We start from the raw sequence: 26142 nt of genomic DNA, 5'->3' as shown, positions 1-26142 counted from the left end.
GGCGATTGGCAAGCGTCAGTGCTTGAGCGTATCTCGCATCCGGTCCTTGGCATCGCCCATTTTCTGCTGGGCTTTGCCTTCGGCCTTGTCCATCTTGCCCTCGGCTTGCATCCGTTCGTTACCGGTCATGCGGCCGACGGCATCCTTGACATGGCCCTTGGCCTGCTTGCCGGCGCCTTTGACGTGTTCCTTCTGCATTACGTGCTCCTCCACTCGTTGTCCTGATACAACGGGATGACGGGGCCGAGCGTTCCGTCACGTCCTCGTTTGCGGGCCAAATCGGCGCGGAGAGTTGTTCAACTGGCATGCGCAATGCTAGGACCGCGCCATGCCCGGTCCCATGCCCACATTGCTCGACTATTTTCCCCCGCTCGATCCCTATCTCAACGTGCTGCATCAGGACGACGATATCCTGGTGCTGGACAAGCAGAGTGGCCTGCTCACCGTGCCCGGCAAGGACCCGTCCCTTTGGGATTGCGTCGAATATCGCGCCCGCCAGACCTGGCCCACGGCCGGAATCGTGCATCGCCTCGACAAGGACACCTCCGGCGTTCTTGTCATGGCGCTCAACAAGCGGGCCCATGGCCGCATCGGTAGCCAGTTCGAGCATCGCAAGACCACCAAGAGCTATGTCGCCCGCGTCGCCGGGCTGATCGAACAGGATTCGGGGCTGGTCGATCTTCCCCTCGCCACCGATTGGGACAACAAGCCCCGCCAGCGCGTGGACTATGAAAATGGCCGTCCTTCGCAAACCGAATGGAGCGTCATTGAGCGCGAGGCCGACGTCACCCGGGTGCGCCTCCACCCCCTTACCGGCCGCACCCACCAGTTGCGGGTTCACATGAAGGCCATCGGCCATGTGATTCTGGGCGATGCGTTTTATGGCGATTCCGCCACGTTTGCCGCCGCTGATCGCCTGCAACTGCATGCCGCCGAACTGGGCTTTACCCACCCCACAACTGGCGAGTTCATGGTGTTCACCGCCCCCACACCATTTTAGGCTCGCCGGGTTTTCGGCTCCCCGTTATTCTGGCGCCATGAACAAGATTCTCGCCACTTTGGCCGCCCTGGCCATCGCCGCCACGTCGCCAGCCGCGATCGCCTTCGATCAGCTTGAGCGCTTTGCCCCGCTGTTTTCCGACGATCCGCAAAATCCGCTGGTCTTCACCTATGTCGCGCCGCTGGGTGGGTTCACCCTCGATAACCCCGCTCTCTATGGCACCGACGACTATGTCCTGCTCAACGCCCTGATCGATGGCACGGGCGTCGATGCCAGCACCGGCATCGATTTCCCGCAGGTCACCGGCATGCTGAGTACCGGCCAGCCGCCGAGCCAGCTGACCGTACTGTTCGGCAAGCCCGGCTTCCTCGACGCCAGCGAAGCGGCCTTGACCAAGCGCGGCTTTACCCGCTCCGAGGTCGCGAGCCTGACCGTGATGAGCAAGGGCGAAGATTATGCCCTCGATCTCGCCAGCGCCGATGATCTGCTCGGCAGCGGCATGGGCAAGGCGCAGCGTCTCGCATTGGGCGAGGACTTTCTGCTCCGCAGCGCCGGCTGGCCCGAACTGAACACCGCGCTCGCCAATCTCGAAAATCCGGTCCCCACAACCGCCCTCTGGCGCGCCACCATTGCGGGCCTGCGCCAGGCCAGCGGTGAAAGCTGGCTCGACACCGCCATCGGCTGGAACGCCGTCGGCTTCCTTGATGTCGGCGACCCGGCCCAGGTCCTGCTCAACCCGGATTCGGCCAAAACCAAGCAACCGGCCAGCGCCGCACTGCCGGTCTTCCCCCACGCCATTATCGCCCTGACGCAGGATGGTGGCGCCGCCGCAGTCCGCATCGCCCTGCCCTTCGGCACCGCAGAACAGGCCCAGCAAGCCGGCACCATCATCACCGACCGGCTCCTCGCCCAGCCCAGCACGGCCGACACCCAGCCCAGCTTGGCGGTCGAAACCGTCGCATCCTTCTTCGTCGCCGTGGTCACCATCGAAGTCGAAGGCGAATCCCTGGCCGACACCGCCAAACGCTTTGCCAGCCAGAACAATGCGGTCATGCAACGCGGCTATGAGGTGCTGAAACTGGGGCTCTAGGAGGCCTAAACCTCGCCCAGATACCCGACTTCGATGCGCTGGAACAAATGTCCCGGCTTCATCGTGTCGAGCCATTTGCGGAAATCGGCGACGTCCTTGAAGCCGGCGCGCCGGGCCTCGGCCTCGCTCACATCGTCTGGCGACATGTCATCGATCGCCTTGATCGACAGCAGCCCCACCTTGGTCTTGAGCGTGCCGCCGGCTTTCACCGTCGGCTTGCTCCAGCGCCGGAAAATCAGGTCGACCTTGCCAGCCTTGATCTCTTCGAGCAGTTCCCGCTTGAGCAGCATTTTACCCCACCACCGCCGTCGCCAGCATTTCCACGCGCAACCCCTTGGCCAGCAATTCCTTGACCACCACGGTCGCCCGCACCGGATAGGGCTGCTTGAAATATTCGGCATAGATCGCGTTCATGCCCTTGGCGTCGGCGCTATCGATCAAAAACACCTGCACCTGCACGATATTGGCCAGTGTACCACCGGCGGCATTCACCGCCATCTGCAGATTCTCGATCGTCCGCCGCGTCTGCGCCTCGATGCCGCCGGCGACGATCTCGCCACTCACCGGGTCCTCGGCAATCGCCACCAGCCAAACCTGGTTGCCCGCCTTGATGGCGTCATTCACCGGCGAGCTTCCGGCCACGATCCCGCTATCGATACGTTCGATCATGCAACACCTGCTTTCAGAATCAACGGCACCAATTGTCATGCCCTTCGCCTTGTGACAAACACAGGCCGCCGAGCCAAGCGGGCGTGGTGGAATTGGTAGACACAAGGGACTTAAAATCCCTCGGCTTTGGCCTTGCGGGTTCGATTCCCGCCGCCCGCACCAGGCTCGTGTCCCAGAGGTCGCTACGGTTCCTCTGTGCAATACTGGTCAATGACAAGCTGTCCCTTGGACAGCCGAAAACGCCGCCCGGCCCTGAGGCGTCGCGGTTATACGGTAACGGGCGGCCATTGGACCTTCCGAAACGAATAGAGTGGGCCAATGGCCGCCCGTCACGATCCGCTTTTGTGCAGGGTCCGGTTCAGGCGGTACCATTCTTGCAGGTCCGGCTGCCGAGTTTCCAACCCCACTGGACAGGCGCCCCCGTCCCACGGTCTCCCCACCCGGCCCTGCGTCGGGACCGCGTAACTGGCGGGAATGGACGGAGTATGCGGGAGGGACTTGGGGGCGGGGATAAGTTTTTGGCGGGGGCTGGTTTAGCCCCCGAAACACCCTAAAACTTGACGGTGAGCCCGGCCGTGCCGGCTAGGCTGTAGCTGCTGCCGAAATTGACCAGACTTGTGTTGACGCCGGCCTGGCCATGGATGGCGTATTTGTCGTCGCCCCAGCTATATGTGCCGCCGATCCCTAAGCCGCCCCACAGATTGTCCTGTGTGTTGACGAGTTCCACTCCGGCAAGGTCGGTCCTGCTATCGGGAAGGACGTCATAATAGAGATTGGCAATGCCATAGGCATGCAGACGGCTGGTGTCGCCGGTTTCATCGATCCAGGCGTCCTGGTAGTCGGCCGAAAGGCCCAGCCGGATGGTGAGGTCATCGCCCTCGGCCGGCGAAACGGCAGCACCGAAGGCATCGGTGAAGCCATCATAGCTGACATCGGAATAGGTCAGCTGCGCCTGGGGCGTGATCGACCAGTTCTGGTTGAGCGCGACCTGCTGGCCCGCCTCCACGCCGATTGCATAGCCAAAGCCGCCATTGCCCGAAACCAGACTGGTCGCGGCGGTAGAGGAGGCAAGCGCACTGTCATACCAGGTCAGGTTGGCCTGGGCATCGAGGTAAAAGCCGGACGAGCCATACCAGGTCAGTGATCCGCCCAGACCATAGCCGGTGCTGCTGACTGAACCGTTTCCGAACACCGAGGTTACATCACCCGCAATGGTGCCGTATCGCGCTGAAAGTCCTCCGACAAGCTTGCCGGCCTCGCCCGAATAGAGCTGTTGATCAGCCCCGGCCTGCACTTGCCAGGTATCGACGTCGAAATCTGCGGCGGTCGTGGAGAACCTGGAATTCATATCGGCATGGCGGCCGACTATCCGGCCCCAGATGCCGCTCTTGGCGCCAGCCGCTTCGGGCAAGGCGCCCGTTTCGATCATACCGGCCGTCCAGGACCGGTTGCCTACGCGCTGCTGGAAGGTTTCAAGCTCGTTGAAACTCTGCAGCATCGCTGCGTAGGCCTCGTAGACCGGAGCTCCGGCCTGATAAAGCGGCCCCGTCGGGGTAGTCCCATTGATCAAGGCGGACCGCAGGTACCAGTCACCATCGGTAGGCGTGCTGACGCTCCCTTGATACAGGCGATAGGCATAGGCGCCGCCAACGACCGCGGGAGCCCCTTCGAAAGTATAGCTCCCCAGCAGCGTGAAATCGCCGTCGGAGGCGCCGCCGACATCGACGATTTTGATGCCTTCACTGGTTTGTGCGCCATTGCCGCCGACATTGATGACACGAACATTGGTGCTACCGGCCGTGTCGCCGGTCACCGCCAGCAGGTCCGTGGCCGAGCTATCATCGCTCAGAACCGTTTCGATTTCGAGCGTGCCGCCATTGCCGAGATAATTACCGGCCACGGTCAGGGTGCCGATCGAATTGCCCGGAGCGATGGTGCCCCCGGCAAAATTCGTCGTCGTCCCCACCTGGCCGATGCCCTGCAACCGCCCACCGATGACCTCAATCGAGCCGCCAAGCGTGCCATTGACCGAGAGAATGCCGTTATACACGCGGGAGACGCCCGACAGGCCCGAACTATCGGCGGTGAGCATGGTCTGCCCGGAGCCCACCTGCCAGACGCCGCCCGTCCCGGCGATCGTCCCGCCAAAGGTCACCACATCCGAGCGGTTGAAGGCCAGCACGCCGCTATTGGCGACATTCCCCACAATGCTGCCGGTCGTTCCGCCATTGCCCAGTTGCAAGGTGCCGGCCGTGATCGTCGTGCCACCGCTATAGCTATTGGCGCCGGTGAGCGTCAGCGTGCCCAGGCCATCCTTGGTCAGGCTGCCCGCGCCGATCATGACAGGGGCAATGCCGATATTGTAGCCATTGGTGTCGATGAAGCCGCCGCCGGCGCCAAGGGTAACCTGCTGAGCGCCATAAGTGCTGAAGAAATTCGTATTGTTCCGGATGGCCCGAACAATGCCGCCATCCAGGGTGACGTCTGCCGTGCCCAGCCCGCCCCGGAAACCGCTGGTCTCCAGAACCCCGCGCGAACCTGGTGTGCCCAGTACACTGAGCGTGCCGCTTGCCGTCGCGTCCGAAATGCCGAGATAGACGCCGGTGTTCGCGTAAACCCGCGCGCCATCTTCGATGGTCATCGCGCCGACCCCGTAATTGCCGAGGGTAAGGTTGAAGTTGGTCATCTCCCAGCTCGACCCCGGCCCCGTCACGGTGACACTGCCGTCGCTACCGGGGTGGGCGCCCACATAGCCCTGGTTGCTGGTGACGCTGGCGCCGTCTTCAATGCGCAGGTCGCCTTGGGCGACCAGACCGACGGTGAGCTGCCCTACCATGGTCCAGGATGCGCCCGAAGTCAGGATGGCCTCACCGTAGGCGTCGGTGCCGACGACGCCGTCGTTGCTCGATAGAGTGGCACCATCCGAGAGCTCCATTTTGCCTTGCCCCGCAACACCAACATCGATCCGCCCACCAACCGCGACATGACCGCCTGCCTCCACATTGAGCGTTCCTGTCCCCGGATAGCCGATGTTCAGATCTTGCCGAAGTGACCAGGTCGAAGCATTGCCCGAACCATCGGCGCCCGACACCGTCACCACACCGACGCCCCCCAGACTGGCGCCTATATGACCAGTTTCTCCACCCACGAACCCGCCAGCCTCGATGTCAAGCGCCCCATTGCCAGACTGTCCAATGACAACGTCACCGAGATTGTCCCAGCGCGAGCCCTGGCCGGAAACCGTGACGACACCGACGCCGCCGCCACCAAACCCCACATAACCGTTAGCATTGGTCAATGTGCTGCCATTGAGAATGGTCAAGCTACCAGCACCGGTCACACCAATAGTCAGGTCGACACTGCCATCGATGGATGCAGGATCTAACGGCGTGCTATCCCCGCCAATGGACACCTGCGCCAATGCCGGCGAGAGCGTCGCCAGCGCGACAACGAATGGCGCGCTCGACATGAGCAGGCATTGGCGAGACGGCCAAATACCTGAGAGGAAATGGCTTCTTTGCATCACAACCGGGCTAAAAACTAAATAAGTAATGCCCAATGTTGCGAATATAATGCTTAATTATCCTTTAATTCCCTGTCTCGTCGAGGGCGGTGTTTTGTAGAAACTGCTGCGGGTCGAGATATTGACTTTGCCGGACAACACATCTCGCCGTCGGCGCAGTTTCTAAAAGCAGCGCGGCACTGAGGGTGGTCAGACGGTCCGGCGACATTCGGAACTCGGCCAGAATCCATGCTGGTAGCACACTCGGCACCCCACCCTCAATCGCTCGCCACAAGGAGGAGGGACTGGATCGGGGCTTGCTCAAGTTGATCTGAAGCTCCCCCGGGAAGCGCGTTATCCAGCTAGTCACCACCGCCCAATTCAAGAGGAAATGGCGATCGCTGCCAATAGTCGGTCATCTTTCTGGCCGCAACGCCCTGTGCCTCCCAGTCGTGCAGCAGGGCCGCCAATCCTGCCAAGTCCCGCCGCTCAATGAAGCCGTGCAAGTGCTTGAGATGGCCTATGAAGAGCCTTCGATTTTTGACCTCTTCCTGCCGGCTGTGCCAAGCTTTGCTACCGGTCCTCAGCTTGACGTAGAGCGGGTCAAAGCGTTCGCCCTCCCGGATACGATATTCAATATCGGCCGCGAGCAGATTGTCCGCCTCCGCAAGACGCCCCACTCCCGCCAACAGCACCGCCTTGAGAAATCGGATCATCGCAAAGCTCGGATGAACGGCCATCTCAAGCTCGACAAGCGCCTCCAGCGAGGTAAACCGCTGCAGAATTGTCTCATTAGCCAGCTCGAGTTCATCAAGCAATCGGGCCTGCAGGTCCGGCGCATCCAGATAACCGTCTGCCCGATCCAGCGTGCGGCCTATGCCCCCGCCAAAATGCGGCGGCGGACCAAAAGTGATACCCGCGCCCCACATCGGGCTAATATGCCCCTTATACGCCGTGCGGCGAATGTCAAAGCCCACACTAAGATGGCCCACCGGCCTGCGCTCCAAAGTGCGCCCAATCCGGACAAACTCGGGGTGCCGAGCCAAAAACGGCTCAACAAGCCGCGCCACCTGCGCCACAGTACTCATTCAAATGGCCGCACTTCCATAATGTAGAAACTGGCACCTGGGAATCTGGCGCCAACTCGGTCGGCAATAACGCGCATTTGAAAACTCGGAGAGAACATTGCCATAAACAAGTGGCGAGTTGATCCTCCGCGTCTCAACGGCAGTGTGAACATGCGAATGCGCAGCCGTTCCAGCCCAGACAGCCGAAAGCGCCGCCCGGCCCTGAGGCGTCGCGGTTATACGGTAACGGGCGGCCATTGGACCTTCCGAAACTAATAGAGTGGGCCAATGGCCGCCCGTCACGATCCGCTTTTTATGCAGGGTCCGGTTCAGGCGGTACCATTCTTGCAGGTCCGGCTGCCGAGTTTCCAACCCCACTGGACAGGCGCCCCCATCCCACGGTCTCCCCACCCGGCCCTGCGTCGGGGCCGCGTAACTGGCGGGAATGAGGGTATAGTGACACGGGGTTGGGGGAGCGGGGATAAGTTTTTTGCGGGGCGATTTCGACTCATTGCGGTCGTTCCACGTCCCACTGTTGTTTCCCAAACCCCGCCATTGAAGGATCCCGCATCACCTAGCCAAAGCGATTACTCGCCTATAAATTTGACAAAGGTTGGTAGCGCTAGAGTTGACGCGCCGCCCAGAGTTTGGGGACAGTATGGGACAAAGCATTGCATTCTTGGTTGGAAATACAAGGTACGCTGAATTGTCGCGCTTGGACTGCTGCGCGAACGATGTTGCTCAAATGCGCGAATTGCTTTCAGCGACTCGTAAATTCAGCCAGATCGTAGAATTCATAGATAAGTCGGTCTCCTTCGTAAAAGATGAATTACGAAGACTATCAGATATGGAAGGTGGATTTGAAGAGATATTCATCTACTTCACAGGGCACGGCCTTTCAAACTCTGAAGATTTCTATATGTGCTTTGAGGGATTTAAGGAGTCCTCACCAAACACTACCGGAATGTCACGTACGGAGGCATTTGACTTAGTTAGGCAGTTTAAAGCCGAAATTTCAGTAATTGTCATCGACGCCTGCGAAGCGGGCCGCAATCTAATCAAGAGCGACATAGCACCACTCGCGCGGTCGCTGAAATCTGGATTCACGAACTTTGTACAATTTTCATCATGCACAGAGAGTCAATATTCTCTGGCTGGCGATCAACTGAGCCTCTTCACGAGTGAATTTATCAAGGCGTGCCTAAAAAAGGAACAAGGTGCTGTTTATTATTCTGATGTGGAAGGTGCTCTGCGAGACGCCTTCCTAACCAACTCAGGTCAGACGCCCCATTTCATACGTCAAGGGACATCACAGGAGAAATTCTGCACCGACGCCAGCTGTCTTGATGACCTTCGAAAGACATTCTTGGCAGGTCCGGACAACGATGACGCGCAAGAAGAGATAGTGTCAACGGTATCAGCCTTCGCATTGGCGAAGGCAGCAATCGACGGGATTGAGGCCCGTGTGCCGACTAAGGAAGATGCACAAGCGTTCATTGACGGAGTATTCGAAGCAGCATTGAGCAACTCTGAATTTTCTTTAGATCTGTCAGATTTCTTTGAGATCCGAATAGTTAAACATGATGACTTTGAATATGCTCAGAACAAGCGGTCAATTGTCAGTTTGTTGGAACGTCGCGGCGGCTCTGACTCCTTTGTCGAGTGTGACATTGAAAAAACAAAGCGGCGCAAACCTTTTGGCGGGCTTGGCTTCAGTGCACTCGCCGCGCTTGGTATGCCAGACGAATACGACGAGACCTACAATTTGTTAAACCACTGCAAATTGGAGTCCGTGCATGTCGGCATCTACTTCGAACCCAAATCGATGGCGCTCAATCGGATTTTCTCAGAAATTGTATTCTTGCCGCGCCTGACAGAGTGTCTAATACTGACATGCAACTCTACAGAACGCCGGTCTGGCTGGGGTTCGTTCAACGAATATGAAGGCACCAAGAAATGGAAGTGGTCACACCATGCTTGGTCAGAAAGTCCGATCGATGTCGCCACAGAATATGTGTCTGACCCATATGATTTTGCAAAGAGTTATGTGCTTTCTTTCGGTGAAGAGCGTGGCTAAATATTAAATTGATGCGCGGCGTTCCGGACAAGGGAATGGATGCTGGAAGAATGTTTTAAAATTCCATACGGCGTTCGTTCTGAGATCACAGCAGCACACCGAAGCACTGCCGATTACCTCGAGAGGTAGCCTCGGCAGTGTCCCTATTTGCGGCTGCTTCCTCAAATTGATCCAAAGCTGAATGTTGATTCGGCCTAACGTGGACAGGACCTATCGGCGTACGGAACTAGCTCGCATTCGTTTTAAACCAGCGCTAGCAAAGTCTATCGAAGTGCGCTGACCTGCCTAGGGTGAACGCCGTTGTTGTCTGCTTTAGCCGCAATTTGGCGACGCTGGAGTGTGCCGTCCGGCCCCACCGCCGATCTTGACGTCACATCCAACAAGGTTTTCGTACCCTGGCGCGAATTCCAAATAGCTCCAACTCACGTGATTATTGTCACGGCATGTGTCGTCACTTTGATATCGCTGTCCTGGGCCATAGATTCAGGTGAACTCCAGAAACTTCTGATCGCAATATTCGCGGCGGCGATCTTAACTCCCCTTGCCTTGGTTTACACGCGCCGCTGGTTTTGGGGAGGGCCCGCCACACCTCTGGCTTTCGATGAAGATCGAATCCTCGGAGAGTCCCCATTGTGGGGTGCAACCTACGTCACTTGGTCAAGTATCTATCTTGTCGCCCTCGTGCACTCGCCGGTGGGTTCCAAATTCGAGCCTATTGGGCGAAACCTGCTCATTTATCGAAAGAAGGAGCGGCCTCTCCGGCTCGGTGTTCCGAAGCTGTCATACGAGGAAGAAGATAGATTGGCTCTGATTCTCGGTAACATAGCCAAGTTGCACTATATTGAATTCATCCACGATACCACGGACCAGACAAACCGGCGGATACGAAATCTCGATCTACCGATTTAACGTCTCGCCTGGGGTTTCTTCCCTCAGTCCGTCCCACCGCTAATCGGTGCCGCATAGGCCACATCCAAATCCCAGGGGAAGAAAATCCAGGTGTCTTGGCTGACTTCGGTGATGAAGGTGTCGACCAGTTCGCGGCCTTTGGGCTTGGCGTAGACGGTGGCGAAGTGGGCGCCGGGTAGCATTTCGCGCACGACGCGGGCGGTGGAGCCGGTGTCGACCAGATCGTCGACGATCAGGATCTTGGCGCCATTGCGGGCGAGGTCCAGCACGGGGGCGCTGATTTCCTTGAGGACCTTGATGCCGCTCTGGCTCTGGTGATCGTAGCTCTTGACGGCCACGGTTTCGACCGTGCGGATATTGAGTTCGCGCGCCACGATGGCCGCCGGCACCAGCCCGCCGCGGGCAATCGCCACGATGGCGTCGAACGATCCGATGCCCGCCAGCCGCCAGGCGAGCGCCCGGCTATCGCGATGGAACTGATCCCAGCTGACCGGGAAGGACTTTTCGTTCGGATTGTTCACTCGATCTCTCCTGCGCCGGCGCCGTGGCGTCCGAATAATTGAATTTGGCGTCTTAGCAAAAGCGCAGGCCCTGCGCTATTGCGCCGGAAGCTTAATCCTCAGGTGGCGTAACGCCGGCCTTGGCATGGGCGGCATCCACCATGGCGCGCACCTTGGCGGTCGCCTCTTCCAGCCGCGCCGGATCGGACGAGCGCAGCACCAGCTCGGTCATCACCCGGTCCTTGCCCATCTGGGGATAGCTGCCCATTTTGACGTCCGGATATTGCGCCTGCAATTCGCCCAGCGGCCCGCCGACGGTCCCCTCGCCCACCGCCGCCTTGACGGTCATCGAGAGCACTTTCTTGCCGCCCTGCAGGGTTGGAGCCAGCGCTTCGAGCATGGCGCGCATGATGATCGGCACGCCCGCCATGACATGCACATTGCCGATGCGGAAGCCTGGGGCAGCGCTGACCGAATTGACGATCAGGTCGGCGCCTTCGGGAATGCGGGCCATGCGCAGCCGGGCCTCGTTGACCTCGGTGCCAGTCTCTTTCCAGCGCGCTTCGAGCATGGCGCGTGCCTGCGGATTGATCGGCAGCGCCACGCCGAATGCCTTGGCCACCGCGTCGGCGGTAATGTCATCATGCGTCGGGCCGATGCCGCCGGTGGTGAACACATAGGTATAGCGGGCGCGCAACGCGTTGACGGCATCGATGATATCGTCGGTCTCGTCGCTGACGACGCGGACTTCCTTGAGCTCGATCCCCAGATCCGTGCAGAAATCGGCGGTGGCGCCGATATTGACGTCCTTGGTGCGTCCCGAGAGAATTTCATCGCCGATAACGATCAGCGCGGCGGTAATGCTGGCAGGGCTCGACATGGTAAAAATCCGTGGCTTGCTGTCAGCCAGCAATGCCCGCCCCCGATAACCGCGTCAAGCAAGTGTGTCGCCCTTCCCATCGGCAAAACGAGCGACTAAGTTTATGGCGTTTCCTGCGGAGTTCTAGATGACCACCTATGTCGATGCCAGTTCCAAAGCCCGCCGCACCGCTGGCGTCATCCCGCTGCATGGCGAGGAAGGCTTTATCGGCATGCGCAAGGCGGGTCAGCTGACGGCGCAGGCACTCGATATCCTGGTCGACTATGTCGAGGCAGGCGTGCCCACCTCCACCATCGATCGGGTCGCCTATGAATTCGCGCGCGACAATGGCGCCATCCCGGCCACCATTTTCTACAAGGGTTATCGCCACTCGCTCTGCACCTCGATCAACCATGTCGTGTGCCACGGCATTCCCGACGAACGGCCGCTGCGCGAAGGCGATATCGTCAATATCGACCTGACGCTGATCGTCGATGGCTGGTATGGCGATTCCAGCCGCATGTATCCGGTGGGCGAAATTTCCCGCAAGGCGGAGCGGCTGATTGAAGTCACCTATGAGGGGCTTGAGGCGGGTATTGCCGCCGCCAAGCCGGGCAATACCACCGGCGATATCGGCGCTGCCATCCAGGCCGTGGCAGAGGGCGAACGCATGAGCGTGGTGCGCGATTTCGTTGGCCATGGTGTGGGGCGCCTGTTCCATGACGAGCCCAATATTCTGCATTTCGGCGTGCCCGGCACCGGGGTGCCGCTCAAGCCGGGCATGATCTTCACCATCGAGCCGATGATCAATCTGGGGCGCCCGCACGTCAAAATCCTGTCGGATGGCTGGACCGCCGTGACCCGCGATCGCACCTTGTCCTCGCAGGCCGAGCACTCCATCGGCATCACCGAAACCGGCTGCGAGATTTTTACGCTCTCCCCCGGTGGGCTGTTCAACCCGCTCGCTGCGCGGGCCGCCTGATGAGCGATCGGCCGGACGAACTCTCGGAAGCCTCGTTTCCCGCCCCTTCGCCCATTGATGATCACGCCGGCCACCGCCAGCGGGTGCGCGAGCGCTTTCTCAAGGTGGGCGGCGACGCGCTCGAAGATTACGAATTGCTGGAGCTGATCCTGCAGCTCGTCGTGCCGCGCCGCGACACCAAGGCATTGGCCAAGACGCTGCTGCGCGAATTCGGCACCTTTTCGGGCGTGTTCAACGCCAGCCAGGCGCGGTTGGAAAAAATCGATGGGCTGGGCGCCACGTCCGTTGCCCATATCAAGGTCATCCAGGCCGTTGCCGCCCGCTTCGGCCGCGACCGCATCGCCACCGAAAAGCCGATCCTGAGCTCCTGGTCGCAGCTGATCGACTATTGCAACAGCCAGATGGCCTACGAAACCATCGAACAGTTCCGCATTCTGTTTCTGGACAAGAAAAACCGGCTGATCGCCGACGAGGTGCAGCAGACCGGCACGGTCGATCACACCCCGGTCTATCCGCGCGAGGTGATCAAGCGCACGCTCGAGCTATCGGCCACCGCGCTGATCCTGGTGCATAATCACCCCTCGGGCGACCCCGCGCCCTCCTCCGCCGATGTGCGGATGACCAAGGAAATCGCTGATATCGCCAAGCCACTCGGCATCACGCTGCATGATCACCTGATCATCGGCAAGGCCGGCCACACCTCGCTGCGCGGCCTCAAGCTAATCTGATTTTTCGGCGGTCTCGACGGTCTTGCGGCCGCTCAGCCGGTAGATCAGCGCCTGGATATTGCGCACCGCGGCTTTGAGCTGCTTGTTAGCCTTGATACTGGCCCGCGCCTTCTGGAAGGTCTGGTGCAGCCCCACGATCTGGGTGCCCCGCGCATTGAGCCCGATATAGTGCTGGCGCATCGGCGTCTGCACATTGCACCAATGCCGCTTCTCGTCGGTAAAGCCGCTGCCCATGTCGAACACGCGCATGCCTTGGTCGAACACGGTCTGCATAACCCGCAGCAGGCATTGCTTGCCCGGGGAGCCGTTCTGGATGGCCGGATCGTCGCTCATCGAGGAAATCAGGCAGAACATGCGGTCGTTGTGGACGACGTTGTAGCGCACCGCCACGATGGCGTCGTTGAGCCGCAAGACATGCAGCCGCACATCCACGCCCGAGCCTTGCGCCGCCATGGCGTGATAAAAATCGGTCAGCCGGTCATGCACGAAAGGATCGCGCACCCCCATGACCTTGAAGCGCGCGGCGCGCTGCACAAACATGGTTTCGATGGCCTGGCGCATATCGCCGCCATTACGGATTTCTTCGAACCCGACCTCGCCCATGGCGGCCAGCCGGTCGCCCTGCTGCCGGTCATGCTTGCGGCGCGATTTGCTGCGCTGCAGCTTGTCGCATTCTTCCCAGCTGGAATATTGCGAACGGTAGAGCGTTTCGACGGTGAGGGTCGATCCCAGTTCATCAAACAGGCCGGCTTGGCCATCCACTTCGATGGGAATCGAGCGCAGATAGACCAGGTCGGCACCGCTCAACTGGCCGATCATCGCCTGCCAGAGCGCGGCACGCCCCGCGGGACCCAGGGCCGCAAGCTTTGGAATATCGGCCACGGGCGCATAGCAACCGGCATGGGCGCCCGGAAACCAGGTAAAGACCGGCACGCCGCGCACCGTCTTGCGGTGTAGCGGCAGCAGCGCCACGGGCTGGCCATCCAGCGTGCCAACGACAAAGCGCTGATCGGCCGGCGCGATACGGCGGTCCCTGATCCACAGACGGATGAAATCATAGCTCTGGCCCGGCGATTCGATGCCGTTGGCCGACAGGGCCCGCCACACGGTTTCGACCGCCTCAATGTCATGGCTGACACTGGCGGCGATATCCGCGCGCGACAGATCAAGCCCCGCCACGGCAAAGCCGGATGCGGTAGGTGTGTCCGATGCCGTTTCCGGCAGCGCCGATAGTGCCGCGTTGAGTATCAGTTCCCGCCCCCTGCAATCTCCGGCAGCACTTTGCATTGGGACAATGAATCAGAGCTAAACAAGAGCCTAGCAAAACACCGTAGCGGCAAAAGCCGCGTCATGCGGTTAAGCGGAGATTACTGTCAGCCGAAATTGGCCAGCACGGGGAATGTCTCGAGGAACCAGTAGGACAGCCGGGTGAAATTGCCGGTGAGGAACAAAACGCCGGTAATCACCAGCAACACGCCCATCACCCGCTCCACCGTATGCAGATGGCGCTTGAAGCTGTTGAAGAAGGTCAGGAACGGCCCGATGGCAATGCCGGCCAGAAAGAACGGCACGCCCAGCCCCAGCGAATAAAGCCCCAGCAACGAGGCTCCTTCCAGCGCAGTGCTCTTGCTCGCCGCCACCGACAACACCGCCGCCAGCACCGGCCCGATGCAGGGCGTCCAGCCAATGGCGAAGGCCAGCCCCAGCAAAAACCCGCCCAGCGGCCCGCTCGCCACGCCTGGCCCATTGTGCCGAACCTGCCGGTCCAAGAGGCCAATGCGATAGACGCCGATGAAATGCAGGCCCATGGCGATGATCATGATACCCGCGACCGGCGTCAGGATCGGTAGCGCCTGCCGGAAAGCCTGCCCGAATACCGTAGCGGTCGCGCCCAACAGCACGAACACCACCGCAAAGCCCAGGATGAAGAACAGCGAGGTGAAAGCCACCCGCCGCTGCAACGCGGCCGCACCGGTCCCATCGGCCCGCAATTGGTCAAAACTCGCCCCGCTCATATAGGTGAGATAGGGCGGCACCAGCGGCAGCACGCAGGGGCTGAGAAAGCTCAGCACGCCGGCGCCGAACACCATGGGCAATGAAAATTCCAACCGACGCTCCTTTTGTGCGCTGTTTCTAACCCGAAGTGTTTGCAAAGCAATGCGCGGCTTCGCCGCATCGCCGGTTTGTGAAGCGGACGGCGGCGGGGGCGAACAGATTATCCGCTACCGGGGGCCCGCTGTTGACAAGCGCACGCGAAGGGCCACTCTTCGTCAGCGAGTGGGATTTTGCCAAGAGTTTCAAAGGGAACAACCAATAATATGCAAGCCGTGAAAGCCGCAATGACGATCCTGGTAGCCGCCTCGCTCTCCCTCTCCGCCGGTTCCGCCGCCCGGGCCGAAACCAGCACAGATATCACGGTGATGAACGGCGCCCGCGCTGTTCCGGCCACGGTGGTCATTCCCGATGGCGACGGTCCCTTTCCGGCAGTGGTGATGAATCACGGCCACGGTGGCGGCCGGCAGGAAGGCGGTGGCTTTGCCCGTCTCGCCAAGGCCCTGGCCGATGCCGGTATCCTGACCATCCGCATGGATTTCCCCGGCAACGGCGACAGCAAGGAATCCTTCACCGAGGGCTATTTGTCCAACATGATCTCGGACTCCAATGCCAGCCTCGCCTATATGCTCGAAAACTATCCCGTAGACCCCGGCAAGCTCGGGATTTTGGGCTACAGCATGGGCGGCCGTATCGCGCTGACTATCGCCGGCTCGCCAGACAATCCCTACAAGGCCGTGGGGCTGCTGGCACCCTCCGCCAATTGGGGCGAAGAGCTGCTGCAGGGCTTCTTCGGCGGCCCGGAGGAATATGCGCGCCTCTATGCCGAGGCCTCGACCGACAAGGGCTATGCCGACTACACAACCCAGTATGGGCAGGAGCAAAAGCTCAGCAAGACCTGGTTTGACGAACTGATCGCCTCCAAGCCGTTGGACGCCATCAGCGCCTATAAAGGTCCCATGCTGGTTGTTCACGGCGACAAGGACGTGGTGGTTCCGGCTGCGGTCAACGAAGCGGTGGTTGCTGCCTATCCCAAGGCCAGCATTGTGCTCGTACCTGAGGCTGACCACGGCTACGGCTTTTACAGCGACCAGCCGGATGTATCAGCGCTGGTGGAGAGTTCGTTCGCTGATTTCTTTGCCGAGAACCTGAAGTAAGCCAGTACCCCCGGACACGCATTTCTTCAATACAAGAAGGCTTTCCGTTCGGTGAACGGAAAGCCCCTCCCCTTGCCCCCCGTTCGCGCGCGCCCTATAGCAACCTCATCCCGTTCCGGCCGAGGTGCCCACCCATGACCACCCGACCCATCCGCATTGCGCCATCGATTCTGTCGGCCGATTTCGCGCGCCTGGGCGCCGAGATCGAAGCCATCGACAAGGCCGGTGCCGATTATATCCATGTCGATGTGATGGACGGCCATTTCGTGCCCAATATCACCTTTGGCATGCCGGTCATGGCGGCGGTCCGCAGCTATACGGCCAAGCCCTTCGATACCCATTTGATGATTGCGCCGGCCGATCCCTATATCGCCGCCTTCGCCAAGGCGGGCGCCGATAGCATTACCGTGCATGCTGAAGCCGGCCAGCATCTGCATCGCTCCCTCCAGGCCATCAAGGCCGAGGGCAAGCGCGCTGGTGTCGCGATCAATCCGGCCACTCCGCTGTCGGCGATCGAGCACGTGCTCGACGATATCGACCTGCTGCTCGTCATGACCATCAACCCGGGCTTTGGCGGCCAGACCTTTATTCCGGCCACGCTGGACAAGGTGCGCCAGGCGCATGCCTTGATCGGCGCCCGCCCCATTGATCTGGAAGTCGATGGCGGCGTGACCGTGGACAATATCGGGGAGATCGCCCGCGCCGGCGCCAATGTCTTCGTCGCCGGTTCGTCCATTTTTGCTGGCAACGACCCGGCCACCTATGCCTCCCGCATTGCTGCGCTCCGCGCCGCCGCCACACACTGATTCAAATTCTGAACGCGAAGGCCTAAGCCCATGATTCCGCGCTATTCCCGCCCCGAAATGGTTGCCAATTGGTCGGCCGAAAACCGCTTCGCCATCTGGTTTGAAATCGAGGCTCACGCCACCACCAAGCTGGCCGAACTGGGCGTCGTCCCCAAGGAATCCGCCCAGAAAATCTGGGACGTGATGAATGCCCGCAAGGCAGAGCTGGGTGACTATGGCTTTGATGTCGAGCGGATCGACGAAATCGAGCGCACCACCAAGCACGACGTCATCGCCTTCCTCACCCATTTGAGCGAAATCGTCGGCCCCGACGCCCGTTTCGTGCATCAGGGCATGACCAGCTCGGACATTCTGGACACCACCCTGTCGGTGCAAATGGCCCGCGCCGCCGATATCCTGATTGCCGATTGTGATGCCCTGCTCGCTGCACTCAAGCGCCGCGCCTATGAGCATAAGGACACCATCACCATCGGCCGCAGCCACGGTATTCATGCCGAGCCGACCACGTTCGGCGTCAAGCTGGCCGAGGCCTATGCCGAATTCACCCGCAACCGGGCGCGCCTCGTCGCCGCTCGCGCGGAAATCGCCACCGCCGCCATTTCCGGGGCCATTGGCAGCTTCGCCAATATCGACCCCCAGGTCGAAGAATATGTCGCCGAAAAGCTGGGCCTCGCCATCGAGCCGGTCTCGACCCAGGTCATTCCGCGCGATCGCCACGCCATGTTCTTCGCTACGCTGGGCGTCGTCGCCAGCTCCATCGAGCGCGTTGCCGTCGAAATCCGCCACCTGCAGCGCACCGAAGTGCTCGAAGCCGAGGAATTCTTCTCTCCCGGCCAAAAGGGCAGCTCCGCCATGCCGCACAAGCGCAACCCGGTGCTGACGGAAAACCTCACGGGCCTCGCCCGCCTGGTGCGCGGCATGGTCACCCCGGCGCTCGAAAACGTTGCGCTGTGGCACGAGCGCGATATTTCGCACTCCTCGGTCGAACGCATGATCGCCCCCGATGGCACGATCACCCTCGATTTTGCCCTGGCCCGGCTGACCAATGTCATCGACAAACTGGTCGTCTACCCCGAGAACATGCGCAAGAATCTGGACCTGCTCGGGGGCCTGCACAATTCCCAGCGCGTCCTGCTGGCCCTCACCCAGGCCGGCTATTCCCGCGAGGACAGCTATGCCGCCGTGCAGCGCAACGCCATGAAGGTATGGGAAATGCGCGGCGATCGCGCCGGCCAGTTCGCCAAGAACCTCAAGGCCGACCCCGAAGTCAGCCTGAGCGACGCACAAATCGACGCCATGTTCGACGATGCCTACCATCTCAAGCATGTCGATACGATTTTCCGCCGGGTCTTCAAATGAGCATTATCTGCGCCCAGGAAACCGGCCTGACCGCCGAGGAATACATTGCCTGCGTCGGCCAGTCGGCGCTGGGACCGACAAGGCCACTGAGCAATACCGAGCGGGTGCAGGCCTATCTCGACAGCTCCAACATCATCGTCACGGCGCGTGACACCAATGGAACGCTGGTGGGGCTGTTCCGCGGCATGACGGACTGGAACTGGGTCTGCTATTGCGCCGATCTCGCCGTCGCCGAAAGCTATCAGGGCAAGGGCATCGGTGGCACGCTGATGGACAAGGCGGCCGAAGTCCTCGGGCCGGGCGTGACCATCGCGCTGCTCTCGCTGCCGGGCGCCGAGGGCTTTTACAAAAAGATCGGCCTCACCCAAACCGATGCTGCCTTCTATCGTGACAGGACCCACCGCTCATGAAGATATCGGAAGCCGACATCCTCATCCTGCCTGGCCTTGGCGGCTCCAGCCCCGGCCATTGGCAATTGCGCTGGGCCGAGCGCATGTCCAATGCCGCCATTGTCGAGCAGGCCGATTGGGACGAGCCGGACCTCGACGATTGGGTGTCCACCATCGAGCAGGCCATTCTGCTCGCCACCCGCCCGGTCGTACTGATCGCCCATTCGCTCTCCTGCATCGCTGTGGCCCATACGGCGAGCCGGCTGATCGATTCCAATGTGCGCGGTGCCTTTCTCGTCGCGCCGCCCGATATCGAGCTCAGCCCCGACGCGCCGGAAGAAACCTATCCCTTCCGCCCCATCCCGCGCGATCCACTACCCTTCCCGTCCCTGCTGGTCGCCTCCAGCAATGATCCGCTGTGCAGCATCGACCGCGCCGTCGAATTCGCCACGTGCTGGGGTTCCGATTTCCACCAGGCGGGCGAAGTCGGGCACATCAACGTCGCCTCCGGGCACGGCCCCTGGCCCGAGGGACTGCTGATGTTCACCCGCCTGATGCAACGGATCTGACCCGTGTCCGACTACGTCCTCGCCGCCGAAACGCCCAGCATTGCCGATTACCGCCGCCTGCGCGAAGTCGCGGGCCTCAGCGGCAAATCGCAGGAAGCGGCGGCAGCCGGCCTGCCCAATAGCTGGTTCGCCGTCATCATCCGCCACGGCACCGCCGTGGTGGGCATGGGCCGCGTCATCGGCGATGGTGGCACCGCTTTCCAGATCGTCGATATCGCCGTCGAACCGGCCCATCAGGGCAAGGGCCTCGGCAAACAGATCATGGCGGCCCTGATGGGTCATCTGCGCCAGCATGCTCCGGCCACCGCCTATGTCAGCCTGATCGCTGATGGTGACGCGCGCCACCTCTACGCCAAATATGGCTTTGAACCGGTCATGCCCGCCTCGATCGGCATGGCGACGCGGATTGGCTGAACAATGCAGAAACTCCTCGTGCTTCAGTCCCTGTGGGCCATGCAGAACCTGCGCGGCGCCCCGGCCCACCGCTCGCTCGAAGACAATGTCGCGCGCATCAAGGCGGCCGGGTTCGATGGCTTCGGCACGATGTGGGAAGACGACGAAACGGCAAGCCGCGCCGCCGCCCTCGCCACTGCGGAAGGCTTGGTCCTTGAAGGATTGTGCATCCCCACCAGCCTGGCCGACGTGGAAACGGCGCTGGACCGTGCAAGCCGCTTCCGACTGCATCACCTCAACCTGCAATTGAGGATGCTGCCGCGCACCCTGGATGAAGCCTCGCGGCTGATCGGGGCCATCCAGCGGCTTATCGATCAGGCCGATGTCCCCGTCTATATCGAAACCCATCGCGGCCGGCTGACCAATGATCTGCTGTTCACCCTGGAACTGCTCGACCGGCATCCCGATCTTCGCCTCCTGGCGGACCTTTCTCATTATGTGGTGGCGCGCGAGATGGAGCTGCCGATCGACGCCGTGGCCAATCAGCAGATGCTGACCATGCTTGCCCACGCCTGGGCCTTTCATGGCCGCATTGCCGGCAGCGGTCAGGTGCAGTTGCCGCTGGCCTATCCCCAGCATCGGCCCTGGGTCGACCAATTCGTATCCTGGTGGGCGGCTGGCTTCGCCGATTGGCGCGCCCGCGCGGCGGCCGATGCCGAGCTTACTTTCGTGTGCGAACTCGGGCCGCAGCCCTACGCCATTTCCGGGGCGGATGGCGAAGACCTCACCGACCGCTGGGAAGAATCCCTGATGCTGCGGGAGCTGGCATACCAAGCCTGGAAACAGGCCTCTTAGCGCCAAATCCGCCGCAATGCGCCAACATAAGCCGCAATCATCGCGGCGCCGACACTGCCCTGCCCAAGATAAGCCTAACTCCATGACTTTGTGGCTGTTTTCCCGTGCGCGGAATTAAATTACTTTAACTTGAGAAGGCATTTTTCCGGTCCTAGCTTCCTACTCGCAGGTTTGGACCGCGCCGGCATCTCGAAGACGACCTGCGACACGACGCGATCTGTAAACCAGCCAATTCCGGGCCAGTCCCGGCGTCTTTACGGAGACATTACTATGCGCAAGATCATCGTTCCTGTTGTCCTCGCCTTCGTTGTCGGCACCTCCGGCATGGCATTTGCTGCGACCACCACGCCCATGGCGCCCGCCGCCAAGCCTGCTGCCGCCGCAACCATTGCCGGGCCGCAGACCATCAGCAGCACGGTCAAGGCGTTCGATCTCAAATCCCACACGCTGACCCTGGCCAATGGCGTCGCTTACAAGCTGCCGGCCACCTTCAAGGACCCGGGGCTCAAGGCCGGCTCCAAGGTCACTGTGAAGTGGCAGCAGAACGGCAAGGAATATGACGCGAGCAGCGTCACGCTGGGATAACCTCCAGCGCATGGACCGCGGCGGCCAAGTTTAGAACAGCCGATCACTCAACACCTGATCACTCAATCTGATCGAACGGGCCGCCGCGCCCAGATTCTGCTCGCTCCCGCTTCGGGGGCGAGCTTTTCGTTTAATCTCTACAAAATTAGTAGATTAAACCTGTCCCGCAACAGGCTCCCCGCCCTAAGCTGCTTGCCTCGCGAACGCTCGCAACAGGAGGCTGCAATGGCCGTGACGTCGAAACACCCCGAAACCCAAGGCCTGCATGCAGGCTGGCGCTCTGATCCAGCCACCGGTTCGGTGGCGGTGCCGATCTACCAGACCACGTCTTTCCAGTTTGAAGACAGCGAACACGCCGCCGATCTGTTCTCGCTGAAAAAGCTGGGCAATATCTATACCCGCCTGGGCAACCCCACCACCGATGTGCTGGAAAAGCGCGTTGCCGCGCTTGAGGGTGGCGTTGCAGCACTGGCCGTCGCTTCGGGTCAGGCGGCCTCGGCCTATGCCGTGCAAAACCTGGCCGTGTCCGGCGACAATATCGTCGCCTCGACCGACCTTTATGGCGGCACCTACAATCTGTTCAAAAATGTCTTCCGCGAAGCCGGCATCGAAGTGCGCTTTGTCGATCCATCCGACCCGGAAAATTTCCGTCGCGCTACTGACGACAAGACCCGCGCCTATTACGCCGAAACCCTGCCCAATCCCAAGCTCGCCGTGCTGCCGATTGCCGAAGTCGCCGCCATCGGCCGCCCGCTGGGCATTCCGCTGATCGTCGACAATACCGCCGCCCCGCTCACTGCCCGGCCCTTCGAGCATGGCGCGGCTGTGGTGGTCTATTCCTCCACCAAATATCTGGGGGGCCACGGCACTTCCATTGGCGGCGTCATCGTCGATGGTGGCAATTTCGATTGGGCTGCTCATCCCGCGCGTCAGCCGCTGCTCAACACGCCCGATCAGGCCTATCACGGCGCTGTCTGGGTCGAGGCCGCCAAGCCACTGGGTCCCATCGCCTATATTTTGAAAGCCCGCACCACCCTGCTCCGCACCCATGGCGCGGCGCTCTCCCCATTCAATGCCTTCCTCACCATTCAGGGGCTCGAAACCCTGGCTCTGCGCGTCGACCGGCATTTTGAAAACGCCCTCAAGGTCGCCAAATGGCTGAGCGAGCGGCCCGAGGTCACCCTGGTCAACCACCCCTCGTTGCAGACCGGCCCCAAGCGGCAGAATGCCGACAAATACCTGACGCGCGGCTATGGCGCGCTGATCGGCTTTGAGCTGGCCAATGGCAGGGCGGCCGGCGCCCGCTTCGTGGATTCCCTCCAGTTGCTCTATCACGCTGCCAATATCGGAGACGCCCGCTCGCTGGCCATCCACCCGGCCACCACCACGCATTCCCAGCTCTCCCCCGAAGAACAGCTGTCAGCCGGCGTCACCCCCGGCCATGTGCGCCTCTCCATCGGCATTGAGCATATCGACGACATCCTGGCCGACCTCGACCAAGCCCTGCGCGCCGCCGGCGAGCAATCGGTCGCCGCCGAATAAAAAAGGGAGCCGGACCTCATGGTCCGGCTCCCTCAAAATCCGAACAAAAGGCAGATCAGCCTTCGGCTGCGACCTGCTCGTTGGCGACCAGCACCAGTTGCGCCATTTTCTGGCGAATCACGTCGTCGCCGATCGCCACGCCCTTGGCCTTGAGATCGGCTGAGACCTTGCGGAACACGTCTTCGTCACCGGCTTCTTCGAAATCGGCAGCAACCACTTCGGCGGCATAGGTCTTGGCGTCGTCGCCGGTCAGGCTCAGCAGTTCGGCGGCCCAGATGCCCAGCAGCTTATTGCGGCGCGCTTCGGCCTTGAACTTCTTCTCGGCGTCGAAGGCAAACTTGGCTTCCTGGCCCTTCTGTCGATCGTCAAACCCGCTCATCAATGTCTCCCGCTGGCTCTGATGGGGCGCCTTTCCGGCGCTCGCCAACCGACATAGGCGGTTCAGCCTGCCAAATCAACGCCGCCCGGAGCGCTGCGACCTTATGCTGCCCGCTCCATCTATCCCCTGCCTTCTATCGAAAGAGCTTGCATTTTTGTGCCTTTGTGGCGCATGAAGCGGCCGAAATCATCCCCTCCTTCATCGGTCCGGAAGTTCCATGAACCGTCGTCGTAAAATCTATGAAGGCAAGGCCAAGATCCTGTTCGAGGGTCCCGAGCCGGGCACGCTGGTCCAGTATTTCAAGGACGACACGACCGCTGGCGACGGCGCACGTCATGAAGTTGTCGATGGCAAGGGCGTGCTGAACAATCGCATTTCCGAATTCATCTTCACCAAGCTCAACGGCCTGGGCATCCCGACTCACTTCCTCAAGCGCATCAACATGCGCGAGCAGCTGATCAAGGAAGTCGAGATCATTCCGCTTGAAGTCGTCGTGCGCAATGTCGCAGCCGGCTCGCTGGTCAAGCGCCTGGGTCTCGAGCCCGGCACGCAACTGCCCCGCTCGATCATCGAATTCTATTACAAGGACGATGCCCTGCACGACCCCATGGTCAGTGAAGAGCACATCACCGCCTTCGGCTGGGCCACCCCTGCCGAACTCGACGACATCATGAGCCTGGCCATCCGGGTCAACGATTTCCTCTCCGGCCTGTTCATGGGCGTCGGCATCCAGCTCATCGATTTCAAGATCGAATGCGGGCGCCTCTATGAGGGCGACCTGATGCGCATCATCCTGGCCGACGAAATCAGCCCGGACAATTGCCGCCTGTGGGACGTCAAGACCCGCAACAAGATGGACAAGGACCGCTTCCGCGAGAACCTTGGTGGCCTCGTCGAAAGCTATCGCGAAGTCGCCCAGCGCCTTGGCATCCTGGTCGAGACCGACAACGCGCTGGCCACCGGCCCGCGCCTGGTTCAGTAAGCGTTGCAGCGGAGCGGCATCATGAAGGCACGTGTTACCGTCACCCTCAAGAATGGCGTTCTCGATCCGCAGGGTCAGGCCATTGAAGGCTCCTTGAAAAGCCTCGGCTTTTCCGGCGTCGGCGCTGTCCGCCAGGGCAAGGTGTTCGATCTGGCTCTCGATGGCAGCGACGAAGCCGCGGCCCGCACCGCCCTCACCAATATGTGCGAAAAGCTCCTCGCCAATACGGTGATCGAAAACTACGCGATCGAAATCTCCAATTAATCTTTCGCTCCTATTCTATTCGGGCGCGCCGAACCGAGGCGCAGGACCATATTGTCATGCTCAAGACCATCTCGCTCACAGTCATGTTCCTCGCTACCATGGGCCTGCTCTTCGCCGCTTACGCGTCCGTGCCCGTCTAGGGTAAATGCTTGGGCGGGATTTAGCTAAATCCTTACCAGTTAAGCATTTCCATTAAGCCTTCACGCAGGCTTTTACGCTTCCTCTGATCATTGCCGCTATTATGCCCCGCAAGTTCTGGGGAGTTCTGGCAATGACTGGATCGGCAAGGCGCCTTGATTGGGTGGATATGGCCAAGGGCCTGTCCATTTTCCTCGTCGTGATGATGTATGCAGCCTCAAGCGTCGGCGAGGACACTGGCGGCGTCGGTGCCTTGCACTGGGCCATTGCCTTTGCCACGCCGTTCCGCATGCCCGAATTCTTTCTGATTTCCGGGTTGTTCCTGTCCCAGGTCATCGACCGCCCGTGGAAAGCCTTCGCCGACCGCCGCGTCGTGCATTACCTTTATTTCTACGTGCTCTGGGCGTTCATCCACATCGTCTTCAAGACCGGCCTGCTCTCTGCCAATCCCGTTGGCGCCGTGAGCGAACTGGCCTGGGCCGTGGTCCAGCCCTATGGCGTGCTGTGGTTCATCTATATGCTGGCCGTCTGCGGCGCTGTTGCCAAGCTGTTGCACGATATCCGCGCGCCGCGCTGGGCCGTGTTCATCATTGCCGCCGTCCTGCAAATGGCCTCCATCCACACCGGCAGCTACGCCGTGGATCAGTTCGCGGCCTATTTCGTGTTCTTCTATTCGGGCTATATCCTGGCGCCTCAATTGTTCCGCCTGGCCAACTGGGCTGGTGAGAACGTCATCCTCGCTATTGTCGGCCTCCTGGTCTGGGCCGCGTTCAATGCTGCGCTGGTCTTCTCTCCCGGCTTTGCCATGCACCCCATCCACCCCGTGATGGGCATTGCCGGCTTGCCGGGCGTGCATCTCATCCTGGCCCTGGTCGGCACATCCGCGCTCTGCACCATCGCCGCGCTCCTCACCCGGCTGCCCTGGATGAACTGGCTGCGCTGGATGGGCAGTAAATCGCTGATCATCTATGTGGCTTTCGTGCTGCCCATGGGCATTGCCCGCACTGTGCTGATCAAGCTGGGCTTCATCGAGCCGACCCTGCTTAGCCTCGCCATCATGGCGATCGCCATCATCTCCCCGCTGATCCTCTATTGGCTGGTGCTACGCACCGGCTGGGGCGGCTTCCTGTTCGAGCGCCCCGCCTGGGCCCACCTGCCCGGCACCAGCGGATCGCGCCGCGAAGAACCCCGCGCAGTGCAAGCGCCGGCCGAATAGCAAACCACATCGCAAAGCGGGCCACAGGGGCGGGATATTCTATCTCGCCCCTTGCCTTTTTGCCCAAGACTCA

The 26142-nt window shown here is 60.9% G+C and carries 27 protein-coding genes and 1 tRNA gene; 18 read left to right on the top strand and 10 right to left on the bottom strand.

What is annotated here, in order from left to right:
• Positions 1-15: 15 nt before the first annotated feature.
• A complete protein-coding gene (locus N8A98_RS17240) occupies positions 16-198 on the bottom strand; it encodes a CsbD family protein (RefSeq protein ID WP_113122967.1) in 183 nt (60 codons plus the stop codon).
• A gap of 130 nt (positions 199-328) precedes the next feature.
• On the opposite strand from N8A98_RS17240, the gene N8A98_RS17235 reads away from it, so the two are divergent.
• Positions 329-1000, top strand: coding sequence for an RluA family pseudouridine synthase (locus N8A98_RS17235; RefSeq protein WP_262167110.1), 672 nt, complete (start codon positions 329-331; stop codon positions 998-1000).
• Between the two features lie 37 nt (positions 1001-1037).
• On the top strand, positions 1038-2090 hold the full coding sequence (locus tag N8A98_RS17230; RefSeq protein ID WP_262167108.1) for a hypothetical protein: 1053 nt from the start codon (positions 1038-1040) through the stop codon (positions 2088-2090).
• 5 nt (positions 2091-2095) lie between these two features.
• Here the strand turns inward: N8A98_RS17230 and N8A98_RS17225 are convergent, their stop codons facing one another.
• On the bottom strand, positions 2096-2380 hold the full coding sequence (locus N8A98_RS17225) for an ASCH domain-containing protein (protein ID WP_262167105.1): 285 nt from the start codon (positions 2378-2380) through the stop codon (positions 2096-2098).
• 1 nt (position 2381) lies between these two features.
• Complete coding sequence (locus tag N8A98_RS17220) at positions 2382-2759, bottom strand: RidA family protein (protein WP_262167104.1); 378 nt, start codon at positions 2757-2759, stop codon at positions 2382-2384.
• A 77-nt stretch (positions 2760-2836) separates the two neighbouring features.
• Between N8A98_RS17220 and N8A98_RS17215 the strand changes: the two genes are divergently transcribed.
• A tRNA-Leu gene (locus tag N8A98_RS17215) sits at positions 2837-2921 on the top strand.
• Positions 2922-3309: 388 nt separating this feature from the next.
• On the opposite strand, the gene N8A98_RS17210 is transcribed toward N8A98_RS17215, so the two are convergent.
• Together N8A98_RS17210 and N8A98_RS17205 are read right to left on the bottom strand one after the other, a co-directional pair.
• Positions 3310-6228, bottom strand: a complete 2919-nt coding sequence (locus N8A98_RS17210) for an autotransporter family protein (RefSeq protein WP_262167103.1) — start codon at positions 6226-6228, stop codon at positions 3310-3312.
• A gap of 395 nt (positions 6229-6623) precedes the next feature.
• Positions 6624-7349 carry a hypothetical protein gene (locus N8A98_RS17205; protein ID WP_262167102.1) on the bottom strand — a complete coding sequence of 242 codons (726 nt, stop codon included), beginning with the start codon at positions 7347-7349 and terminating at the stop codon, positions 6624-6626.
• Positions 7350-7986: 637 nt separating this feature from the next.
• Between N8A98_RS17205 and N8A98_RS17200 the strand changes: the two genes are divergently transcribed.
• Positions 7987-9405 carry a caspase family protein gene (locus N8A98_RS17200; RefSeq protein WP_262167100.1) on the top strand — a complete coding sequence of 473 codons (1419 nt, stop codon included), beginning with the start codon at positions 7987-7989 and terminating at the stop codon, positions 9403-9405.
• 932 nt (positions 9406-10337) lie between these two features.
• Here the strand turns inward: N8A98_RS17200 and gpt are convergent.
• Together gpt and N8A98_RS17190 are read right to left on the bottom strand one after the other, a co-directional pair.
• Positions 10338-10835: a xanthine phosphoribosyltransferase gene (gene gpt, locus N8A98_RS17195; protein ID WP_262167098.1), complete on the bottom strand. Its 498-nt coding sequence runs from the start codon at positions 10833-10835 to the stop codon at positions 10338-10340.
• A gap of 91 nt (positions 10836-10926) precedes the next feature.
• Positions 10927-11694: a competence/damage-inducible protein A gene (locus tag N8A98_RS17190; protein WP_113123590.1), complete on the bottom strand. Its 768-nt coding sequence runs from the start codon at positions 11692-11694 to the stop codon at positions 10927-10929.
• 127 nt (positions 11695-11821) lie between these two features.
• Between N8A98_RS17190 and map the strand changes: the two genes are divergently transcribed.
• On the top strand, positions 11822-12655 hold the full coding sequence (map, locus tag N8A98_RS17185; protein ID WP_262167095.1) for a type I methionyl aminopeptidase: 834 nt from the start codon (positions 11822-11824) through the stop codon (positions 12653-12655).
• Positions 12655-13383: a RadC family protein gene (radC, locus tag N8A98_RS17180; protein WP_262167093.1), complete on the top strand. Its 729-nt coding sequence runs from the start codon at positions 12655-12657 to the stop codon at positions 13381-13383. The genes map and radC overlap by 1 nt, the downstream gene beginning before the upstream one ends.
• Here the strand turns inward: radC and N8A98_RS17175 are convergent.
• Both N8A98_RS17175 and N8A98_RS17170 read right to left on the bottom strand, forming a co-directional pair.
• Positions 13375-14670 carry a GNAT family N-acetyltransferase gene (locus tag N8A98_RS17175; RefSeq protein WP_262167091.1) on the bottom strand — a complete coding sequence of 432 codons (1296 nt, stop codon included), beginning with the start codon at positions 14668-14670 and terminating at the stop codon, positions 13375-13377. The two genes, radC and N8A98_RS17175, sit on opposite strands and share 9 nt — an antisense overlap.
• A gap of 86 nt (positions 14671-14756) precedes the next feature.
• Positions 14757-15491: a cytochrome c biogenesis CcdA family protein gene (locus N8A98_RS17170; protein ID WP_315974500.1), complete on the bottom strand. Its 735-nt coding sequence runs from the start codon at positions 15489-15491 to the stop codon at positions 14757-14759.
• A gap of 231 nt (positions 15492-15722) precedes the next feature.
• On the opposite strand from N8A98_RS17170, the gene N8A98_RS17165 reads away from it, so the two are divergent.
• From N8A98_RS17165 to N8A98_RS17125, 9 genes are all read left to right on the top strand, one after another.
• A complete protein-coding gene (locus tag N8A98_RS17165) occupies positions 15723-16592 on the top strand; it encodes an alpha/beta hydrolase family protein (protein ID WP_262167089.1) in 870 nt (289 codons plus the stop codon).
• Positions 16593-16726: 134 nt separating this feature from the next.
• Positions 16727-17398: a ribulose-phosphate 3-epimerase gene (gene rpe, locus N8A98_RS17160; RefSeq protein ID WP_262167088.1), complete on the top strand. Its 672-nt coding sequence runs from the start codon at positions 16727-16729 to the stop codon at positions 17396-17398.
• Between the two features lie 30 nt (positions 17399-17428).
• A complete protein-coding gene (gene purB, locus N8A98_RS17155) occupies positions 17429-18757 on the top strand; it encodes an adenylosuccinate lyase (protein ID WP_262167086.1) in 1329 nt (442 codons plus the stop codon).
• Positions 18754-19167, top strand: coding sequence for a GNAT family N-acetyltransferase (locus N8A98_RS17150; RefSeq protein WP_262167084.1), 414 nt, complete (start codon positions 18754-18756; stop codon positions 19165-19167). The genes purB and N8A98_RS17150 overlap by 4 nt, the downstream gene beginning before the upstream one ends.
• Positions 19164-19715: an RBBP9/YdeN family alpha/beta hydrolase gene (locus tag N8A98_RS17145; protein ID WP_262167082.1), complete on the top strand. Its 552-nt coding sequence runs from the start codon at positions 19164-19166 to the stop codon at positions 19713-19715. The genes N8A98_RS17150 and N8A98_RS17145 overlap by 4 nt, the downstream gene beginning before the upstream one ends.
• Positions 19716-19718: 3 nt before the next feature.
• Entirely contained in the window at positions 19719-20129 is a 411-nt protein-coding gene (locus tag N8A98_RS17140) for a GNAT family N-acetyltransferase (protein WP_262167080.1), read from the top strand.
• A gap of 3 nt (positions 20130-20132) precedes the next feature.
• Positions 20133-20963 carry an IolE/MocC family protein gene (locus N8A98_RS17135; RefSeq protein ID WP_262167079.1) on the top strand — a complete coding sequence of 277 codons (831 nt, stop codon included), beginning with the start codon at positions 20133-20135 and terminating at the stop codon, positions 20961-20963.
• Positions 20964-21233: 270 nt separating this feature from the next.
• Complete coding sequence (locus N8A98_RS17130) at positions 21234-21548, top strand: DUF1344 domain-containing protein (RefSeq protein WP_113123602.1); 315 nt, start codon at positions 21234-21236, stop codon at positions 21546-21548.
• A gap of 225 nt (positions 21549-21773) precedes the next feature.
• Positions 21774-23090, top strand: a complete 1317-nt coding sequence (locus tag N8A98_RS17125; protein ID WP_262167076.1) for an O-acetylhomoserine aminocarboxypropyltransferase/cysteine synthase family protein — start codon at positions 21774-21776, stop codon at positions 23088-23090.
• A gap of 55 nt (positions 23091-23145) precedes the next feature.
• Here the strand turns inward: N8A98_RS17125 and N8A98_RS17120 are convergent, their stop codons facing one another.
• Positions 23146-23472, bottom strand: coding sequence for a DUF1476 domain-containing protein (locus N8A98_RS17120; protein ID WP_262167075.1), 327 nt, complete (start codon positions 23470-23472; stop codon positions 23146-23148).
• A gap of 214 nt (positions 23473-23686) precedes the next feature.
• Between N8A98_RS17120 and purC the strand changes: the two genes are divergently transcribed.
• The 3 genes from purC (at position 23687) to N8A98_RS17105 (ending at position 26069) form a co-directional block, all read left to right on the top strand.
• The gene (purC, locus tag N8A98_RS17115; RefSeq protein ID WP_262167073.1) at positions 23687-24451 is read left to right on the top strand and encodes a phosphoribosylaminoimidazolesuccinocarboxamide synthase; all 765 of its coding nucleotides are present in this window, start codon (positions 23687-23689) and stop codon (positions 24449-24451) included.
• Between the two features lie 18 nt (positions 24452-24469).
• On the top strand, positions 24470-24715 hold the full coding sequence (gene purS, locus N8A98_RS17110) for a phosphoribosylformylglycinamidine synthase subunit PurS (protein ID WP_262172046.1): 246 nt from the start codon (positions 24470-24472) through the stop codon (positions 24713-24715).
• Between the two features lie 271 nt (positions 24716-24986).
• Positions 24987-26069 carry an acyltransferase family protein gene (locus N8A98_RS17105; protein ID WP_262167071.1) on the top strand — a complete coding sequence of 361 codons (1083 nt, stop codon included), beginning with the start codon at positions 24987-24989 and terminating at the stop codon, positions 26067-26069.
• Positions 26070-26142: the final 73 nt, after the last annotated feature.

This window comes from Devosia neptuniae (genome assembly GCF_025452235.1).
GTDB lineage: Bacteria > Pseudomonadota > Alphaproteobacteria > Rhizobiales > Devosiaceae > Devosia.
This window is presented reverse-complemented; position numbering and strand designations above follow the sequence as displayed.

Bases quoted from the DNA above. Each gene is read 5' to 3' on its own strand.
- N8A98_RS17240 (WP_113122967.1), bottom strand. From the start codon at position 198: ATGCAGAAGGAACACGTCAAAGGCGCCGGCAAGCAGGCCAAGGGCCAT.
- N8A98_RS17235 (WP_262167110.1), top strand. From the start codon at position 329: ATGCCCGGTCCCATGCCCACATTGCTCGACTATTTTCCCCCGCTCGAT.
- N8A98_RS17230 (WP_262167108.1), top strand. From the start codon at position 1,038: ATGAACAAGATTCTCGCCACTTTGGCCGCCCTGGCCATCGCCGCCACG.
- N8A98_RS17225 (WP_262167105.1), bottom strand. From the start codon at position 2,380: ATGCTGCTCAAGCGGGAACTGCTCGAAGAGATCAAGGCTGGCAAGGTC.
- N8A98_RS17220 (WP_262167104.1), bottom strand. From the start codon at position 2,759: ATGATCGAACGTATCGATAGCGGGATCGTGGCCGGAAGCTCGCCGGTG.
- N8A98_RS17210 (WP_262167103.1), bottom strand. From the start codon at position 6,228: ATGTCGAGCGCGCCATTCGTTGTCGCGCTGGCGACGCTCTCGCCGGCA.
- N8A98_RS17205 (WP_262167102.1), bottom strand. From the start codon at position 7,349: ATGAGTACTGTGGCGCAGGTGGCGCGGCTTGTTGAGCCGTTTTTGGCT.
- N8A98_RS17200 (WP_262167100.1), top strand. From the start codon at position 7,987: ATGGGACAAAGCATTGCATTCTTGGTTGGAAATACAAGGTACGCTGAA.
- N8A98_RS17190 (WP_113123590.1), bottom strand. From the start codon at position 11,694: ATGTCGAGCCCTGCCAGCATTACCGCCGCGCTGATCGTTATCGGCGAT.
- map (WP_262167095.1), top strand. From the start codon at position 11,822: ATGACCACCTATGTCGATGCCAGTTCCAAAGCCCGCCGCACCGCTGGC.
- radC (WP_262167093.1), top strand. From the start codon at position 12,655: ATGAGCGATCGGCCGGACGAACTCTCGGAAGCCTCGTTTCCCGCCCCT.
- N8A98_RS17175 (WP_262167091.1), bottom strand. From the start codon at position 14,670: ATGCAAAGTGCTGCCGGAGATTGCAGGGGGCGGGAACTGATACTCAAC.
- N8A98_RS17165 (WP_262167089.1), top strand. From the start codon at position 15,723: ATGACGATCCTGGTAGCCGCCTCGCTCTCCCTCTCCGCCGGTTCCGCC.
- rpe (WP_262167088.1), top strand. From the start codon at position 16,727: ATGACCACCCGACCCATCCGCATTGCGCCATCGATTCTGTCGGCCGAT.
- purB (WP_262167086.1), top strand. From the start codon at position 17,429: ATGATTCCGCGCTATTCCCGCCCCGAAATGGTTGCCAATTGGTCGGCC.
- N8A98_RS17150 (WP_262167084.1), top strand. From the start codon at position 18,754: ATGAGCATTATCTGCGCCCAGGAAACCGGCCTGACCGCCGAGGAATAC.
- N8A98_RS17145 (WP_262167082.1), top strand. From the start codon at position 19,164: ATGAAGATATCGGAAGCCGACATCCTCATCCTGCCTGGCCTTGGCGGC.
- N8A98_RS17135 (WP_262167079.1), top strand. From the start codon at position 20,133: ATGCAGAAACTCCTCGTGCTTCAGTCCCTGTGGGCCATGCAGAACCTG.
- N8A98_RS17130 (WP_113123602.1), top strand. From the start codon at position 21,234: ATGCGCAAGATCATCGTTCCTGTTGTCCTCGCCTTCGTTGTCGGCACC.
- N8A98_RS17125 (WP_262167076.1), top strand. From the start codon at position 21,774: ATGGCCGTGACGTCGAAACACCCCGAAACCCAAGGCCTGCATGCAGGC.
- purC (WP_262167073.1), top strand. From the start codon at position 23,687: ATGAACCGTCGTCGTAAAATCTATGAAGGCAAGGCCAAGATCCTGTTC.
- N8A98_RS17105 (WP_262167071.1), top strand. From the start codon at position 24,987: ATGACTGGATCGGCAAGGCGCCTTGATTGGGTGGATATGGCCAAGGGC.